Origin of the sequence: Streptomyces sp. ISL-11 (assembly GCF_018614525.1) — a bacterium.
GTDB lineage: Bacteria > Actinomycetota > Actinomycetes > Streptomycetales > Streptomycetaceae > Streptomyces.
Genome location: NZ_JAGGOL010000186.1, coordinates 1 through 15,517 on the forward strand (window position 1 = coordinate 1; position 15,517 = coordinate 15,517).

The 15,517-nt window shown below is 72.4% G+C and carries 14 protein-coding genes; 9 read left to right on the forward strand and 5 right to left on the reverse strand.

The window, feature by feature from the left end:
* Nucleotides 1–70 precede the first annotated feature (70 nt).
* From J7E86_RS28840 to J7E86_RS28850, 3 genes are all read right to left on the reverse strand, one after another.
* Nucleotides 71–886, reverse strand: a complete 816-nt coding sequence (locus tag J7E86_RS28840) for a hypothetical protein (RefSeq protein ID WP_251019828.1) — start codon at nt 884–886, stop codon at nt 71–73.
* Between the two features lie 225 nt (nt 887–1,111).
* Nucleotides 1,112–1,450, reverse strand: a complete 339-nt coding sequence (locus J7E86_RS28845; RefSeq protein ID WP_215085761.1) for a DUF6086 family protein — start codon at nt 1,448–1,450, stop codon at nt 1,112–1,114.
* A gap of 73 nt (nt 1,451–1,523) precedes the next feature.
* A complete protein-coding gene (locus tag J7E86_RS28850; protein ID WP_215085762.1) occupies nt 1,524–1,913 on the reverse strand; it encodes a DUF6415 family natural product biosynthesis protein in 390 nt (129 codons plus the stop codon).
* Nucleotides 1,914–2,112: 199 nt separating this feature from the next.
* Between J7E86_RS28850 and J7E86_RS28855 the strand changes: the two genes are divergently transcribed.
* The 3 genes from J7E86_RS28855 to J7E86_RS28865 are packed head-to-tail and all read left to right on the forward strand — an operon-like array spanning nt 2,113 to nt 4,524.
* Nucleotides 2,113–3,390 carry a hypothetical protein gene (locus J7E86_RS28855; RefSeq protein WP_215085763.1) on the forward strand — a complete coding sequence of 426 codons (1,278 nt, stop codon included), beginning with the start codon at nt 2,113–2,115 and terminating at the stop codon, nt 3,388–3,390.
* Between the two features lie 11 nt (nt 3,391–3,401).
* Nucleotides 3,402–3,944: a GNAT family N-acetyltransferase gene (locus J7E86_RS28860; RefSeq protein WP_215085764.1), complete on the forward strand. Its 543-nt coding sequence runs from the start codon at nt 3,402–3,404 to the stop codon at nt 3,942–3,944.
* A 40-nt stretch (nt 3,945–3,984) separates the two neighbouring features.
* On the forward strand, nt 3,985–4,524 hold the full coding sequence (locus J7E86_RS28865; protein ID WP_215085773.1) for a GNAT family N-acetyltransferase: 540 nt from the start codon (nt 3,985–3,987) through the stop codon (nt 4,522–4,524).
* A 9-nt stretch (nt 4,525–4,533) separates the two neighbouring features.
* Here J7E86_RS28865 and J7E86_RS28870 read toward each other — a convergent pair whose 3' ends face one another.
* Nucleotides 4,534–4,815 (reverse strand): hypothetical protein, encoded by a 282-nt coding sequence (locus J7E86_RS28870; protein WP_215085765.1) that lies wholly within the window; start codon nt 4,813–4,815, stop codon nt 4,534–4,536.
* Between the two features lie 117 nt (nt 4,816–4,932).
* The gene (locus tag J7E86_RS28875) at nt 4,933–6,648 is read right to left on the reverse strand and encodes a PucR family transcriptional regulator ligand-binding domain-containing protein (protein WP_215085766.1); all 1,716 of its coding nucleotides are present in this window, start codon (nt 6,646–6,648) and stop codon (nt 4,933–4,935) included.
* A gap of 265 nt (nt 6,649–6,913) precedes the next feature.
* Between J7E86_RS28875 and J7E86_RS28880 the strand changes: the two genes are divergently transcribed.
* From J7E86_RS28880 to J7E86_RS31935, 6 genes are all read left to right on the forward strand, one after another.
* The gene (locus J7E86_RS28880) at nt 6,914–7,801 is read left to right on the forward strand and encodes a xanthine dehydrogenase family protein subunit M (RefSeq protein ID WP_215085767.1); all 888 of its coding nucleotides are present in this window, start codon (nt 6,914–6,916) and stop codon (nt 7,799–7,801) included.
* A complete protein-coding gene (locus J7E86_RS28885; protein WP_215085768.1) occupies nt 7,792–8,346 on the forward strand; it encodes a (2Fe-2S)-binding protein in 555 nt (184 codons plus the stop codon). Before J7E86_RS28880 ends, J7E86_RS28885 begins: the two co-directional genes overlap by 10 nt.
* 2 nt (nt 8,347–8,348) lie before the next feature.
* Nucleotides 8,349–10,727, forward strand: coding sequence for a xanthine dehydrogenase subunit D (gene pucD, locus J7E86_RS28890; protein WP_215085769.1), 2,379 nt, complete (start codon nt 8,349–8,351; stop codon nt 10,725–10,727).
* A 124-nt stretch (nt 10,728–10,851) separates the two neighbouring features.
* Nucleotides 10,852–12,312 (forward strand): NCS2 family permease, encoded by a 1,461-nt coding sequence (locus tag J7E86_RS28895; RefSeq protein WP_215085770.1) that lies wholly within the window; start codon nt 10,852–10,854, stop codon nt 12,310–12,312.
* 46 nt (nt 12,313–12,358) lie between these two features.
* The gene (locus J7E86_RS28900; protein ID WP_215085771.1) at nt 12,359–13,483 is read left to right on the forward strand and encodes an XdhC/CoxI family protein; all 1,125 of its coding nucleotides are present in this window, start codon (nt 12,359–12,361) and stop codon (nt 13,481–13,483) included.
* Between the two features lie 147 nt (nt 13,484–13,630).
* Nucleotides 13,631–15,424: a serine protease gene (locus J7E86_RS31935; RefSeq protein WP_215085772.1), complete on the forward strand. Its 1,794-nt coding sequence runs from the start codon at nt 13,631–13,633 to the stop codon at nt 15,422–15,424.
* Nucleotides 15,425–15,517: the final 93 nt, after the last annotated feature.

Consider the following 15,517-nt stretch of genomic DNA (forward strand, 5'->3'; position numbering starts at 1 on the left):
CCCGGTCACCGCCGCGGCCCGGACACCGACCGAGCCGCCCGGCGTCGGACGGTCGCCCGGCGTCGACCGGTCACTCAGGAGTAGCCGCCTGCGGAAGCCGGCGCGCCAGCCAGGCCGGCACCCCGCCCAGGAGCCGGACCAGCCGCCCGGCCTCCGCCCTCAGCCGGCCCGCCTCCCGCTCGTCCGGGAGCACCGCGGCCAGTGAGGCCAGGGCCGGGGCGATGCCCACGAGGTAGCCCAGCTCCTCCCTTATGCGCAGCGACTCCGCGAAGCCGTGCCGGGCCCCGGCGAGATCGCCGTCGTGCTCGGCCATGGCCGCCACGTGCCGCCACGTGAAGGAGAGCAGCAGCCGCTGCCCGTGCGCCGACGCCCCGTCGTGGGCGCGCCGGAAGGCGGCCGTGGCGTCCGAGGGGCTGTCCGAGAGGTGCTGGGCGATCAGGCCGCGGCGGAAGTGCAGCAGCGGGCGGGTGGGTGACTCCGGGGCCAGGAGCGCCGCGGCCCGGCCGAGCGCGGAGCGCGCCTCGTCGGCCCGGTCGCGTACGCCCAGAAGAGTGGACGCGTAGGCGAGGTGACCGCGTTCGCACGCCGCCGCCCCGCGCTCCTCGTCGTCCGTGGCGAGCGCCTCCGCCGACCGCAGCGCGTCCTCGGCCGCCTCCCAGCCTTCCGCCGTGAACACGCACTGCTCGATCAGCACCGCCGTCCGCCGCAGCGCCGGGCCCGGCTCACCGGCGGCGCGCGGCGCGAGGAGCGCCGCGGCGTCGTTCCAGCAGGCGCGCGACCGCAGCCGCCACACGGCCCGGTCGAGCGGATCGTCCCCCGGTGGATCCGCGTCGTACGGCCCTTGTTGTGGTCCCCGTGGCTCCTCCGACAACCCAGAATCCCGCATGGCGGTATCCGCCACAGTGCCCTCCCCAAGCGCGCCGTCGAGCTGGAAGCCGTGCTCCGAATCTCAGCACGAAGACGTGGGCCCGGCCAAGGGCCAGGTGTGAACCGATTCACAAACCCGGGCCCACCCTCCAGGTGGTGCCGCCCGCCCCCGTGTCCTGACCTGCGACTCCCAGCAGTAGCGGCAGATTACCGAAGAATGACCACCCCATGAGCGGTCAGGTGCTCATATGGCGAGCCATTCCGTCCGCGGTATCAGCGCCAGGTGATCAGTAGGCGTGTCGGACAGTCCCCATTCGGCGAGCACGAGCGCCGTGGCGACGAAGCCGTGGATCAGCGTGCGCAGGACGAGGTGGCCGTGGTGCTCGTACCGCTCGACCAGCCTCTGAACGAACGCTGCGAAGGCGACCGGGTCGATGTCGTACTCGTCGTTGTGCTTCGGCCCGATGCCGTGCGGCACCCCAGCCGCCGGCACAAGCGCCTCGGCCTGCGAGTAGAACAGCTCGGCCACCCGATTCGCGGGGCTCCACAGGACACGGTCGCCTACTTGAAAGTACTGGCTCATGGGCTGGACCCAACCCCACGGCAGCGACGATCACCAGCCCCTGGAGGAACGCTGTGCAGCCCTTGAGCGCGTCTCACCGGGCTCCCCGGCAGCGATCGAGCATCGCCCGGCACGCCTGGCCCAGCTCGTGCGCGTGCTCGGCGGCGGACCGCAACCCGTCGCCGGGCCCCTGCGCGAGCGCCCGCTCCGCCCGGCACAGGACGGATCGGCGCGTCGCGTATCCCATGCTCGCCGGATCCAGCGTTGCCGCCTGCGCCGCCATGACGCGCGACAGCGACTGAAGATGGCCGCGCAGCCGCTGTTCCAGGGCCGTGACGTCAGCGTACGGAGGCAGCACGGTGAGGCAACAGCGGCTGTGCCTGATGTCTTGCAGGATGCCCAGGGTGTCGATTTCTTCACTGCTACCGCGAGACGCGGCCTGTCCTTGCGCGGTCGCGATGCTGTCGCTGGCCTTCGCGTGCATGAGAGCTCCCGGCGGTTTGAGCGTTGGGTTGGATGGCCGACGTTAGGAGCGGCGTCCGCGCACGAGCGATGGCGCGCTGATGAAATTCCGATGCAACTTCAGCCGATGGAGCCGCCAATCGGGCCATCCGGGCCAGCTGCTGGAGAGAGCGGCGCTACGGTCGGTGTGCAGTCGGGGATGCACATCAGGGGAAGGCGCGATGGCCGCGAAGAGAGCACCCAACCTCAAGGTGCGGGCAGTACGCGAAGAGCGCTTTCACATGAGCCGCTCGGAGTTCGCTGCCCTGATCAACGAGCAAGGCGCACGCATGGGCGAAAACACCGGATGCACCTCCAGAGTCGTCGCCACCTGGGAAGACGGTGATGTGGACTGCCCTCGCCCGGTGTACCGCCGGATCCTGGCCGCGCTGACAGGGGAGAACATGTCCGCGCTGGGCTTCCCTTCCCGTCAACCTCCCATGCATCGTACGGTCGTCACGTCTGATCAGTTCGACGATCAGGAGCAGGCAGTGGACCGGCGAAGCTTTGTCTCGGGTCTCGCCGCTCTCGGGTTCTGCCCAGAGCGCGGAACGCCCCGGAAAATCGGATCCCCAGAGGTGCACACCGTCCGCGAGACGGTGCGCAGGCTCAAGCAGCTCGATGAGCAGATGGGCGGCAACAACCTCTGCATGGATGCCCGGCGGGCCCTGGGGGCTCTCAACCGGCTTATCAACACGGCCTGGTACACGGAGCCCACGGGAAGGGAGCTGCGCTCGGCCTTTGCTGACTTGGCTGTCCTCACCGGTTGGTTGAGCTATGACGCCGACCGCACACAAGACGCCTGGGCCTACTACAACCAATCTCTGTATCAGGCGCGTATGGCCGAGGACATTGAGGTCGAAGTCCATGCCTACGCACAGATGTCCATGGCGGCAGCCCGCAAGGGGATGCCCCGTGACGCCGTGGACCTGGCCCGAATGGGCCAACGAGCTGGAAGACGCCATGTCCCGCCCCGGCTGGTGTCCCTGTTCGCGCTGCGGGAGGCTTGCGGTTGGTCCCGGCTAGGAGACGCCAAGGCATGCCGAGCGGCCCTGTCCCGTGCCTACGAAGCGTTCGACAAGGGCCCCTCGGACGACGACCCGCCGTGGATCGATTTCTATTCGCCCGCCGAGCTGGACGGCCTGGCCGCCACTTGTCACGCCGACCTCGGTGATACGGGAGTGGCTCAGAAGCTGACCGAGAAGACGCTGGCGACCATGGACCACCGGTACGGCCGTAACCGGGCCTGGTACTCGGTGGTGCTCGCCGAGGTGCATGTGCGGAAGGGCGACATCCACGACGCATGCGAGGTGGCGCGGAACACGCTGCCCCTTATCGCGGAGGTCTCCTCGACCCGCACGGTTGCCCGCCTCGCGGCGTTCCGGAAGAGCGTGGGGCAACACAAGGACAACCCATTGGTCCGGGACTTCCTGGAGGAGTCCCGGGCTCTCGCGGCGTGAAGAGGAGAGAGATGGCTGACCTGAAGCTGCGACGGCTCGACGGGAAGCAGGCCGACGAACAACGCTCCGTCTTGGCGGACCTGTACGAGGAGGCGTATGCGGAGAAGCTGGACGGTGCCTTTCGTTCTCGTCCGGCCTTCCTGGACCGTCTTGCGGCTTACGTGCAGCGGCCCGGCTTCGAGCTGGTGGCGGCTGATGACGGTGGCACGCTCGTCGGCTATGTCTTCGGCTTCGGCATCGCGCCTTCGGGGACCTGGTGGGGTGGGTTCCGCGGCGAGCTGCCGGAACATGTACGGAGGCTGACCGAGCAGGAGAAGGTCTTCGCCATCTCGGAGCTGATGGTCCGCCCGGCGCGCCGCCGCCAGGGCATTGCCCGCCGCTTGCACGACGCCTTGCTGGTGAGCCGGAACGAAGAGCTCGGCACCATTCTGGTCGATCCGAAGAACGCCCCTGCCCGTACGGCCTACTACTCGTGGGGCTGGGAGAAACTCGGAGACATTCAGCCGTTCGACAATTCCCCGGTCTTTGAGTCCCTGGTCAAGCGGCTCTCCTGAGAGCTGACCGCTCATTCGCAGGAGGCTGCCCGTGCCCGACATGACCTACGCGCGCCACGACGGTCCAGCGGCCGGAACGCAGCTCGACGCGTTCCTCCCCGCCTACGAGGAGGTGTACGCCGAGCCGCCGTACCGCGAAGGGCCCCGAGACATCGCCGAGTTCATCGAACGGTTCCAGCGGCAGGCGAGGCGACCCGGCTTCCGGGTGGTCCTGACCCGCAGCGATGCCGATGTCGTGGGCTTCACCTTCGGGTACCTGCTGTCCCCGGACACCCTCTGGTGGGAGGGTCTCCTCGACCCGCTGCCAGGAGAGTTCACGCGGGAAACCGGCGAGCGGACGTTCGCCGTCATCGAGCTGGCCGTACGCGAGCCGTGCCGAAGGTGCGGCATCGCAGCCGGGCTTCATGCCCGGCTGCTGGACGGCCTCACGGTCGAGCGGGTCACCCTCACCGCGCGGCCGGAGCCCGAGGCGGCTCCGGCGCGGGCCACGTACGCGGCGTGGGGGTACCGCCTGGTGGGGCGGTCCCAACCGTGGGACGACGCACCGGTGTACGACGCGATGGTGCTGGACTTGGTCTGAGGGCCGGGCTCAATCCTCCGGATTGTCCGGGTCCTGGACGTGGAACATCACGAACGTGGGAGACGCGCCGCCCCATCCGAAACGGTAGCCGGGCTTGATGGGATCGAAGACCATCTCCTCTTTGCCCGGGAGACCGTCGTACATGGCGACCCAGCCGTCCGTTTCGTTGTGCAGCTCCTGGTGGCCTCCGCCTTCCGAGTGCAGGGTGAACTTCTCGCGGTCCGCCTTGGGGTAGAGGACGTCCCGCACTTCGCTGCCCATCCGGTAGGTGATCTTGCCGGCGATGGCCACGTTGTCTCCTCGCGATCGTGATCTCCGGTCAGCGTCACACGTCGACCGATGCTCTCCCACCCGGCATCCGCCGGAACAGTGACCGCTGTGATCCCGGGGCTCTCCGCACCCAGAGCGTCAGCTCATCCGCAGCGCCAGGAAGAAGTCCAGCTTGTCCTCCAGGCGGGAGAGGTCGCGGCCCGTCAGCTGTTCGATCCGGCCCACCCGGTAGCGCAGGGTGTTCACGTGCAGATGCAGCCGCGTCGCGCAGCGCGTCCAGGAGCCGTCGCAGTCGAGGAACGCCTCCAGGGTCGGGACGAGCTCGGCGCGGTGCCGGCGGTCGTAGTCGCGCAGCGGGTCCAGCAGGCGGGCGGTGAAGGCTCGGCGCACGTCGTCGGGGACGAAGGGCAGCAGCAGGACGTGCGAGGCCAGCTCCTGGTGGCCCGCCGCGCAGACGCGGCCGGGGCGGGCGGCCGCCACCCGGCGGGCGTGCCGGGCCTCCTCCAGGGCGCCGCGCAGCCCCTCGGCCGAGTGCACGGCGGCGCTCACCCCGAGGGTCAGCCGGCCGTCGCCGTCCAGGCCCCGGGACAGCGGCTCGCGGACGGCCGTGAGGAGAACGTCGGCGTGCAGGCCCGGTGCGGGCCTCACCTCGGCACCGTCCGGCTCGTCCTGCAGGCCCTCCAGGCCCTCCGGGCGCGCCGGCACGGCCGGCAGCGGCACCAGGGCCACCGCCTCGTCACCCGTGTGGGCGACGGCGATCCGGTCGGACGGCTCGGGCCCGGACAGCTCGGGGTCGACGAGGATCTCCTCCAGCAGCGCCTGCGCCACCGGCCCGCCGGCGATGTCGCCGCCCTCCCACTCGACGCGGGCCACGACGACCTGCCAGTGCGGGGCGGTGCCCAGCCCCGGCAGCAGCACGGGCGCCGCGACCCGCAGCCGCGCCGCGATGTCGGCCGGGGCCGCGCCGCCCTGGACCAGTTCGACGACCTCCTGGGCGAGCCGGCGCCGTACCGTACGGGCGGCGTCGCGCCGGTCGCGCTCCACGGCGATCAGCTGGGTGACGCCGTCCAGCAGGTCGAGCCGCTCCGCCGGCCAGTCCCCGGCGTCCGCCTCGACCGCCAGCAGCCAGTCCGACAGGACGCTCTCGCGGACGTCCCGTGCGGCGCCGCGGCCCCCGCCGCCGATGGGGAAGAGGGAGTACGTGGCCGAGCCCGCGCTCACCCGGTGCGGGCCGCGGCGGCCGCCCCGGGAAGCGGCCAGGTGTTCGCCCGCGAGGGTGGCGGCCACCGCCGACGGCAGCTCCGGTCCCGCGCCCGCCAGGGACGAACCGGCGATCGGGCGGCCGGTGGGGGAGAGCACCCAGGCGCGCAGGTCCAGGTCGGAGCCGAGCAGGTCGAGGACGACCTCGGGGCCGCCGCCCGCCGGGCCCGAGGTCATCAGCCGCCGGTGCCGGTCCACGACCGCCGCCAGATCGCCGGCGCGCTCGCCGGAGACCTGCCGCACCACGTGCTCGGTGATGGAGGCGAAGGAGACGTCCTCGACGACGGAGAACAGCGGCAGCCGGTGCCGCCCGCACGCCTGGACGAGGTCGTCGGGGATCGAGCGCATCTCCGCCTCGCCCGCCGCCAGCCCCGCCACCCCGGCACCGGCCAGGATGCGCACGAACCGCTCCGAGTCCTCCGGCTCGCGCCGCCACGCCAGGCCGGTGAGCACCAGCTCGCCGCCGGACAGATAGCGGCTCGGGTCGCGCAGGTCGGTGGTCATCACGCCGCGCACCGTGCGGTCGAGTTCCTCCTCGCCGCCGAGCAGCCGGAGGCCCAGCGCCTCGGTCTCCAGGAGTGCGCGCAGCCGCATCGTGGGTCGCCGCCGATCTTTCGTATGTCACCAGTGGAATGCGGTGAGGTTTCCGAACCCCGCCTTTCGTTCGAATCTACAAGACGGTGCCCGCGGCCAGCCAACCGCTTCATGGTTTCCGTGACTGCACCCGGGCACCCGGCCCTCGGTGTACTGGCAGCACAGGGTGTGAAACAGGACACGAACGGCCCTGGAACACCACGGACGGCCCGGCCGGAAACCCCCCTCGAAGCGCCTCGCGAGACCGATCGAGAAGAGAAGATCCATGGACTTCCTGCGCCCCGGCACCTGGGCGGAGGCTCTGGCCGCGAAGGCCGAGCACCCCACCGCCGTGCCCATCGCGGGTGGCACGGACGTGATGGTCGAGATCAATTTCGACCACCGCCGTCCGGAGTACCTGCTGGACCTGAACCGCATCGGCGATTTGTATGAATGGGAGACCGGCGAGGACGAGGTCCGCCTCGGCGCCTCCGTCCCGTACAGCCGGATCATGGAGCACCTCCGCGAGCCGCTGCCCGGCCTCGCGCTGGCCGCGCACACCGTCGGCTCGCCGCAGATACGCAACCGCGGCAGCGTGGGCGGCAACCTCGGCGCCGCCTCCCCGGCCGGTGACTCCCACCCGGCGCTGCTGGCCGCCGGCGCCGACGTCGAGGCCGAGTCGGTGCGCGGCACCCGGCTGATCCCCGTCGAGGAGTTCTACACCGGCGTCAAGCGCAACGCCCTGGAGCCGGACGAGCTGATCCGGGCCGTCCGCATCCGCACGGCCGACGGGCCGCAGCAGTTCTCCAAGGTGGGCACCCGCAACGCCATGGTCATCGCCGTCTGCGCCTTCGGCCTCGCCCTCCACCCGTCCTCGCGCACGGTGCGCACCGGAATCGGCTCCGCCGCGCCCACCCCCGTACGGGCCGGGGCCGCGGAGGACTTCCTGAACGCCGCCTTGGAGGAGGGCGGCTTCTGGGACTCCGGCCGGCCGCTGGCGCCCTCGCTCGCCCGGCAGTTCGCCGAGCTCGCCGCCGGCGCCTGCAACCCCATCGACGACGTGCGCGGCAGCGCCCGGTACCGGCGGCACGCGGTGGCCGTCATGGCCCGCCGCACGCTCGGCTGGACCTGGGACGCGTACCGCGGGAGCGAGAGGACCACCCGATGCGCGTGAACTTCACGGTCAACGGCCGCCCGCAGCAGGCCGATGACGTCTGGGAGGGCGAGAGCCTGCTGTACGTGCTGCGCGAGCGGCTCGGCCTGCCGGGCTCCAAGAACGCCTGCGAGCAGGGCGAGTGCGGCTCCTGCACCGTCCGCCTCGACGGCGAGCCGGTCTGCGCCTGCCTGGTCGCCGCCGGCCAGGTGGAGGGCCGCGAGGTGGTGACCGTGGAGGGCCTGGCCGACCACGCCGCGCACCGCGCCGGCGGGGCCGCCGCCGGTACGGACCCCGACGCCGCCCGGCGATGGCGCCCCGACGCCTCCGAGGCGGGCGAACTCTCTCCCGTGCAGCAGGCGTTCATCGACGCCGGCGCCGTGCAGTGCGGCTTCTGCACCCCCGGCCTGCTGGTCGCCGCCGACGAGTTGCTGGAACGCGAGCCCGATCCCTCCGACGCGGACATCCGCGAGGCCCTCTCGGGCAACCTCTGCCGCTGTACGGGCTACGAGAAGATCCTCGACGCGGTACGCCTGGCGGCCGCCCGCGCCGGAGAGGCGGTCTGACCATGGGCACCGCACGCGTCCCCACCGGCCTCACCCAGTCCAGCGGCGCCAAGGGCGGCATCGGCGAGTCCACGCTCCGCCCGGACGGCACCCTCAAGGTCACCGGCGAGTTCGCCTACGCCTCGGACCTCTGGCACGAGGACATGCTGTGGGGCTTCACGCTCCGCAGCCCGTACGCCCACGCCCGCATCCTCTCCGTCGACGTCTCCGAGGCGCTCGCGACGGCCGGCGTGCACACCGTGATGACCCACGACGACCTTCCCGCCGCGACCCGCTACGGCCTGGAGATCAAGGACACGCCCGTCCTCGCCGACGGCGTGGTCCGCCATCACGGCGAACCGGTCGCCCTCGTCGCCGCCGACCACCCCGAGACCGCCCGCCGCGCCGCCGCGAAGATCAAGGTGGCGTACGAGCAACTGCCCGTCGTCACCGACGAGGCCACCGCCACCGCCCCCGACGCGCCCGTGCTCCACCCCGGCCGCGACGATCCCCATGCCGCCCACGTCCCCCACCCCAACATCGTCCACCGGCAGCCGATACACCGCGGCGACGTCGCCGCCGCCCGGGCCCGCGCCGACGTCATCGTCACCGGCGACTACGAGGTCGGCATGCAGGACCAGGCGTTCCTCGGCCCCGAGTCCGGGCTCGCGGTGCCCGCCGAGGACGGCGGCGTCGACCTCTACATCGCCACCCAGTGGCTGCACGCCGACCTGCGGCAGATCGCGCCGGTCCTCGGCCTGCCCGAGGACCGGGTCCGCATGACGCTCTCCGGCGTCGGTGGCGCCTTCGGCGGCCGCGAGGACCTCTCCATGCAGGCCCACGCCTGCCTGCTGGCCCTGCGCACCGGCCGGCCCGTGAAGATCGTCTACAACCGCTTCGAGTCGTTCTTCGGCCACGTCCACCGCCACCCCGCCACCCTCCACTACGAGCACGGGGCCACCCGCGACGGCCGGCTGACCCATATGACCTGCCGCATCGTGCTGGACGGCGGCGCGTACGCCTCGTCCTCCCCGGCCGTCGTCGGCAACGCCGCCTCGCTCTCGGCGGGCCCGTACGTCATCGACGACGTCGCCATAGAGGCCCTCGCCCTCTACACCAACAACCCGCCCTGCGGCGCCATGCGCGGCTTCGGCGCCGTGCAGGCGTGCTTCGCCTACGAGGCGCAGATGGACAAGGTCGCCGCCGCACTGGACATGGACCCGGTGGAGTTCCGGCGCCTGAACGCCATGGCACAGGGCGCGGTCATGCCGACCGGCCAGGTCGTCGACTCACCCGCCCCGGTCGCCGAACTCCTGCGCCGTGTCAAGGCGATGCCCCTGCCGCCCGAGCGACAGTGGGAGAGCGCGGGCGGCGGCCCCGACGTCCGCGCCCTGCCCGGCGGCCTGTCGAACACCACCCACGGCGAGGGCGTCGTGCGCGGCGTCGGCTACGCCGTCGGGATCAAGAACGTCGGCTTCTCCGAGGGCTTCGACGACTACTCCACGGCCCGGGTGCGCCTGGAGGCCGTCGGCGGGCAGCCCGTGGCCACGGTGCACACGGCGATGGCCGAGGTCGGCCAGGGCGGGGTCACCGTCCACGCCCAGATCGCCCGCACCGAGCTCGGCGTCACCCAGGTGACCATCGAGCCGGCCGACACCCGCGTCGGCTCGGCCGGTTCCACCTCCGCCTCCCGGCAGACCTACGTCACCGGCGGCGCCGTCCGCCACGCCTGCCGGGCGGTCCGCGAGCGGGTCCTGGAGCTGGGCCGGGCGCGTTTGGGCACGCACCACCCCGCCTGGGCCACCGCCGAACTGCTCCTGGAGGGCGGCAAGGTGGTCACCGACGGCGGTGAAGTGCTCGCGGGTCTCGCCGAGGTGCTCGAGGACGAGGTCGTCGACATCGAGCTGGAGTGGCGCCACCGCCCCACCGAGGCGTTCGACCTGGTCACCGGGCAGGGCAACGGCCATGTCCAGTACTCCTTCGCGGCCCACCGCGCCGTCGTCGAGGTCGACACCGAACTCGGGCTGGTCAAGGTCGTCGAGCTGGCCTGCGCGCAGGACGTCGGCAAGGCGCTCAACCCGCTGTCCGTCGCCGGGCAGATACAGGGCGGTACGACCCAGGGCCTGGGGCTGGCCGTCATGGAGGAGATCGTCGTCGGCGCGGACGGACGGGTGCGCAACCCCTCCTTCACCGACTACCTCATCCCCACCATCCTCGACACCCCGACGATCCCCGTCGACGTCCTCGAACTCGCCGACGAGCACGCCCCCTACGGGCTGCGGGGCGTCGGCGAGGCCCCGACCCTCTCCTCCACCCCGGCCGTCGTCGCCGCGATCCGCGCCGCCACCGGACTGCCCCTGAGGCGGGTACCGGTACGGCCGGAGCACCTCACCGGCACCTGACGCCACATCACGCACCGGCCGGCCCCGTGCCCCCCGGGGGCCGGTGCGGTGCCATCCCTTCGTCTCGGGCCGTCCCCCGGGTCGTGCAGCCGAATCACATCCCCGGAACATGGGAGCAGGCACCATGACCCAGTCATCCGTGGAGCCGACGACCACGGCAGAGGACGCGGGCGCGGGCTCGCGGCCACCTGCCGGACGGTCCTGGCTCGACCGCTACTTCCACATCGGCGACAGAGGCTCCACCCTCGCCCGCGAGGTGCGCGGCGGCATCACCACCTTCATGGCGATGTGCTACATCCTGCTGCTCAACCCGCTGGTCCTGTCCGGCCCGGACGTCGAGAAGCACACCCTGGGTCACGCGGGCCTGATCACCGCCACCGCGCTGGCCGCCGCCGTCTGCACCCTCCTCATGGGCTTCCTCGGCAAGGTCCCGCTCGCCCTCGCCGCCGGACTGGGCGTCTCCGGCGTCCTGTCCACCCAGGTGGCACCCCATATGACCTGGCCGCAGGCCATGGGGATGTGCGTGGTGTACGGACTGGTGATCGTCGTCCTGGCCGTCACCGGCCTCCGCGAACTGATCATGAACGCGATACCGCTGGCCCTCAAACACGCCATCACCATGGGCATCGGCATGTTCATCGCCCTGATCGGCCTGGTCAAGGCCGGTTTCGTGCACGCCTCCACCGGCGGCGGCCCGGTCACCCTCGGCCCGTCCGGCGAGCTCGCCGGCTGGCCCGTACTGATCTTCTGCGTCACCCTGCTGATCGTCTTCATGCTCCAGGCCCGCGAGGTCCCCGGCGCCATCCTCATCGGCATCGTCGTCGGCACGCTCCTCGCGGTCCTCGTCAACGCCGTCGCCGACCTCGGCCCCAAGACCTGGCAGAACGGCGCGCCCGAGCTCAAGGGCAGCGCCGTGTCCATGCCTGACTTCTCCCTCTTCGGACACGTCGCCCTCGACGGCTGGGGCTCGCTCGGCGCCATGAGCGTCGGGATGATCGTCTTCACCCTGGTGCTGGCCGGCTTCTTCGACGCGATGGCCACCATCATCGGCGTCGGCACCGAGGCGGAACTCGCCGACGAGCGGGGACGGATGCCCGGCCTGAGCAAGGCACTGTTCATCGACGGCGCGGGCGGCGCGATCGGCGGCGTCGCCGGCGCGTCGGGCCAGACCGTCTTCATCGAGTCGGCGACCGGGGTCGGGGAGGGCGCGCGCACGGGACTGTCCTCCGTGGTGACCGGCCTGCTCTTCGCCGCCTGCCTGTTCTTCACCCCGCTCACCCGCATCGTGCCCGGCGAGGTCGCCGCCGCCGCGCTCGTGGTGATCGGCGCGATGATGATGAGCAACGCCCGGCACATCGACTGGGGCGACCGCGCCGTGGCCGTCCCGGTCTTCCTGACCGTGGTGCTGATGCCGTTCACCTACTCCATCACCGCGGGTGTCGGCGCCGGCGTCATCGCCTTCACCGCCATCAAGGCCGCACAGGGCAAGTGGCGCGAGCCCGGCACCTTCATGTGGCTGCTGACCGCCGTCTTCGCCGTCTACTTCGCCCTTCACCCGATCGAACACTGGCTGGGCGTGAAATAGCGTCGGAGTGCGCGCTTCACATTCCGCCCCCGCAGAGGAGACCGTCATGCTGGACCTCGCCGACGAGCTGCGCCGTTGGTGCGACGAGGGCCGTGACTTCGCCGTCGCGACCGTCGTGGCCGTGACGGGCAGCGCGCCCAGGCTGCCCGGCGCCGCGCTGGCCGTCGACGCGGACGGCACGGTGATCGGGTCCGTCTCCGGCGGCTGCGTGGAAGGCGCGGTCTACGACCTGTGCCGGGACGCGCTGGAGAGCGGTACCGGCGCGCTGGAACGATTCGGCTACGCCGACGAGGACGCCTTCGCCGTCGGCCTGACCTGCGGCGGGGTCATCGACGTCCTGGTCGCGCCGGTACGCGCCGACGACCCCGGGCGGCCCCTCCTGGCCCGGGCACTGGCCGCCGCGGCCCGGGGGAAGACGGCGGCCCTCGTCCGCGTGGTCACGGGCCCGGACCGGCTGCGGGGGCGGGCGCTGCTCCTCGGCGCCGACGGCACCGCCACCGGCACGCTCGGCGGTCCGGCGGAGCTGGACCGTACGGCCGAGCGGGAGGCCGCGGCGCTGCTGGACGCCGGGCGGACGGGGACCGTGGAGGTCGGGGAGGACGGCTCCCGGTGCGGGGAGCCGGTGGTCCTGCTCATCGAGTCCAGCCGGCCGGCGCCGCGCATGCTGGTCTTCGGTGCCGTCGACTTCGCCGCCGCACTGGTCAGGGCCGGCAAGTTCCTCGGCTACCACGTCACCGTCTGCGACGCCCGGCCCGTCTTCGCCACCTCCGGGCGCTTCCCCGAGGCGGACGAGGTCGTCGTGGACTGGCCGCACCGCTACCTGGAGTCCCAGCGACTGGACACCCGTACGGCGCTGTGCGTCCTGACCCATGACGCGAAGTTCGACGTGCCGCTGCTGGAGCGGGCCCTGCGGCTGCCGATCGCCTACGTCGGCGCCATGGGATCGCGCCGTACCCACGAGGAGCGCCTGGCCCGGCTGCGCGAGGCAGGCCTGGGCGACCACGAACTGGGGCGCCTGCGCTCGCCGATCGGCCTCGACCTGGGCGCGCGGACGCCCGAGGAGACGGCCCTGTCCATCGCCGCGGAGATCGTCGCCGCCCGCCGGGGCGGCACGGGCGTCCCGCTGACGGGTGCGCACACACCCATCCACCACGACACGCGGGCGGCGTGAGCGCGGCCGGGCGGCCCGTCCGCCACCGCCCGGCGGCGGACAGGCCGTACGCCTCCTGAACGGGGGCCCGCGCGGTGGGCCGGCGCGCACCCCTGTGATAGGTATGCGCAGCACACGATCACCAGCTCACCGCACCAGAGAGCCACTGTGTCCTTCCTTCGCAGACCTCGTACGTACCCCGTCCTCGTCGTCGCCCTCGCCCTCGCCGCCTGCGGCACGACGGCCGGCGTGGCGGTCGCCACCACCCCGTCGGCCGGCCCGGCGGCCGCGCGCGCGGCGGAGAAGTACTGGACGGCCGAGCGCATGGCCGCCGCCCAGCCGGTCGAGAGGGGTTCGCGGACCACCTTCACGGCGCGCTCGCGCGGGATCGCCGCCGCGGTGGCGCCCTCCGGGACACCGCAGGGCTCGTACGGCGCCGGCATACCGATGGTCGGCACGTTCTTCAGCAGCTCCGGGCCGACCGGACCCTCGTACTGCACCGCGAGCGTCGTGCGGAGCGCGGGCCGCGACCTGCTGATGACCGCGGGCCACTGCGCCAAGTCCCTGGCCGGCGGCAAGCAGATCTTCGTGCCGCAGTACCTCAAGGGCCAGGACGCCGCCCACCAGCCGTACGGCGTCTTCCCGGTGGAGCGGGCCTTCACCGACCCGCGCTACACCAAGAACAGCAAGGGTGCCGACTCCGACCTGGACTTCGGCTTCGTGCGCGTCGGGCCCAACGCCAAGGGCACCGAGGTCCAGGACGCGGCCGGAGCCCTGCGGCTGACGCCCACGCCCCGCTGGAACAGCACCGTCACCGTCACGGGCTACCCCGGCACCTACAACCCGGACCTCAAGGCCATCAGCTGCACGGTGCCCACCATGCGGCTGGCCGGCTACCACCAGACGCAGATGAAGTGCGGCGGCTTCTACGGCGGCACCTCCGGCAGCCCCTGGATCGCCCACTACGACGCCGCGGCCCGCACCGGCGACGCCATCGGCCTCCTCGGCGGCTGGAACGGCGGCGGCAACACCGCCGGCGACGACTGGGTCAGCTACTCCCCGGTCTTCGGCCGCGAGATCCAGGACCTCTATCAGGACGCGCTCGCCGACCGTACGCCCGTCCGCCCGGCCGCCGCCTACCAGTCGCCGTCCGACGGCGCGCGGCTGCCCGGCGCCGCCTCCACCTGGAGCCACGCCCGGCACCTCGCCCCGGGCGACTTCACCGGCGACGGCCACGACGACCTGCTGGCCATCTGGAGCGACGGCGAGGTCACCCTCTACCCCGGTGACGGCCGGGGCGGCTTCGGTGCGGAGAAGCAGCTCGCGAAGGCGGACAGCTTCTGGAAGCGCGCCGCGGCGGTGACCGCCGGCGACTTCGGCGGAACCGGCCGCGCCGACCTCATGGTCCGCTGGGACAACGGCAAGCTCAGCTACTTCGAGGACCTCGGCCCCGCCGGCTCCGGCAAGGAGTTCACCCTCGGCGCCGCCGGGTCCTTCTGGCGGTACGCCACGCAGATCACCGCGGGCCGGTTCGGCTCCACCGACAAGGCGCGCGACCTGGCCGTGCGCTGGGCCGACGGCAGCTTCAGCGTCTACTCCGGTGCGAGTGCCTCCGGCCCGGGCACCGGGCGCAGCCTGGCGGCGGCCGGCTCGTACTGGCGCAACGCCACCGCCCTCGCCGCCGCCCAGCCGGCCGGCCAGGACCGTACGAAGCTCCTCGTCCGCTGGTCCGACGGCTCACTCGGCTCCTACGCCACCACCGGCACGACCCTCGGCAACGGCACGCGGCTCCAGGGCCCCAACCCCTCCTGGACGGCCTCCACGCTCACGGCCGGCGACTTCACGTCGACGGGCCGCCGGGACGACGTCGTGGTGCGCTGGTCCAACGGCGAGACGTCGCTCTACGACGGCACGACGGCGGACGCGCTCGGCACGTGGTCACCGGTGGTGAACGCGGGCTGACGAGGGGCGCTGCGGGCCGTGTCGTCCGCACCACCGCTGCGCGGTGTCCTCAATCGCCGGACGGGCTGCTGTGTGGTGTCCTCAATCGCCGGA

Coding starts and splice junctions, on each gene's coding strand:
- J7E86_RS28840 (WP_251019828.1), bottom strand. CDS start 886: ATGCGGGATTCTGGGTTGTCGGAGGAGCCACGGGGACCACAACAAGGG.
- J7E86_RS28845 (WP_215085761.1), bottom strand. CDS start 1,450: ATGAGCCAGTACTTTCAAGTAGGCGACCGTGTCCTGTGGAGCCCCGCG.
- J7E86_RS28850 (WP_215085762.1), bottom strand. CDS start 1,913: ATGCACGCGAAGGCCAGCGACAGCATCGCGACCGCGCAAGGACAGGCC.
- J7E86_RS28855 (WP_215085763.1), top strand. CDS start 2,113: ATGGCCGCGAAGAGAGCACCCAACCTCAAGGTGCGGGCAGTACGCGAA.
- J7E86_RS28860 (WP_215085764.1), top strand. CDS start 3,402: ATGGCTGACCTGAAGCTGCGACGGCTCGACGGGAAGCAGGCCGACGAA.
- J7E86_RS28865 (WP_215085773.1), top strand. CDS start 3,985: ATGACCTACGCGCGCCACGACGGTCCAGCGGCCGGAACGCAGCTCGAC.
- J7E86_RS28875 (WP_215085766.1), bottom strand. CDS start 6,648: ATGCGGCTGCGCGCACTCCTGGAGACCGAGGCGCTGGGCCTCCGGCTG.
- J7E86_RS28880 (WP_215085767.1), top strand. CDS start 6,914: ATGGACTTCCTGCGCCCCGGCACCTGGGCGGAGGCTCTGGCCGCGAAG.
- J7E86_RS28885 (WP_215085768.1), top strand. CDS start 7,792: ATGCGCGTGAACTTCACGGTCAACGGCCGCCCGCAGCAGGCCGATGAC.
- pucD (WP_215085769.1), top strand. CDS start 8,349: ATGGGCACCGCACGCGTCCCCACCGGCCTCACCCAGTCCAGCGGCGCC.
- J7E86_RS28895 (WP_215085770.1), top strand. CDS start 10,852: ATGACCCAGTCATCCGTGGAGCCGACGACCACGGCAGAGGACGCGGGC.
- J7E86_RS28900 (WP_215085771.1), top strand. CDS start 12,359: ATGCTGGACCTCGCCGACGAGCTGCGCCGTTGGTGCGACGAGGGCCGT.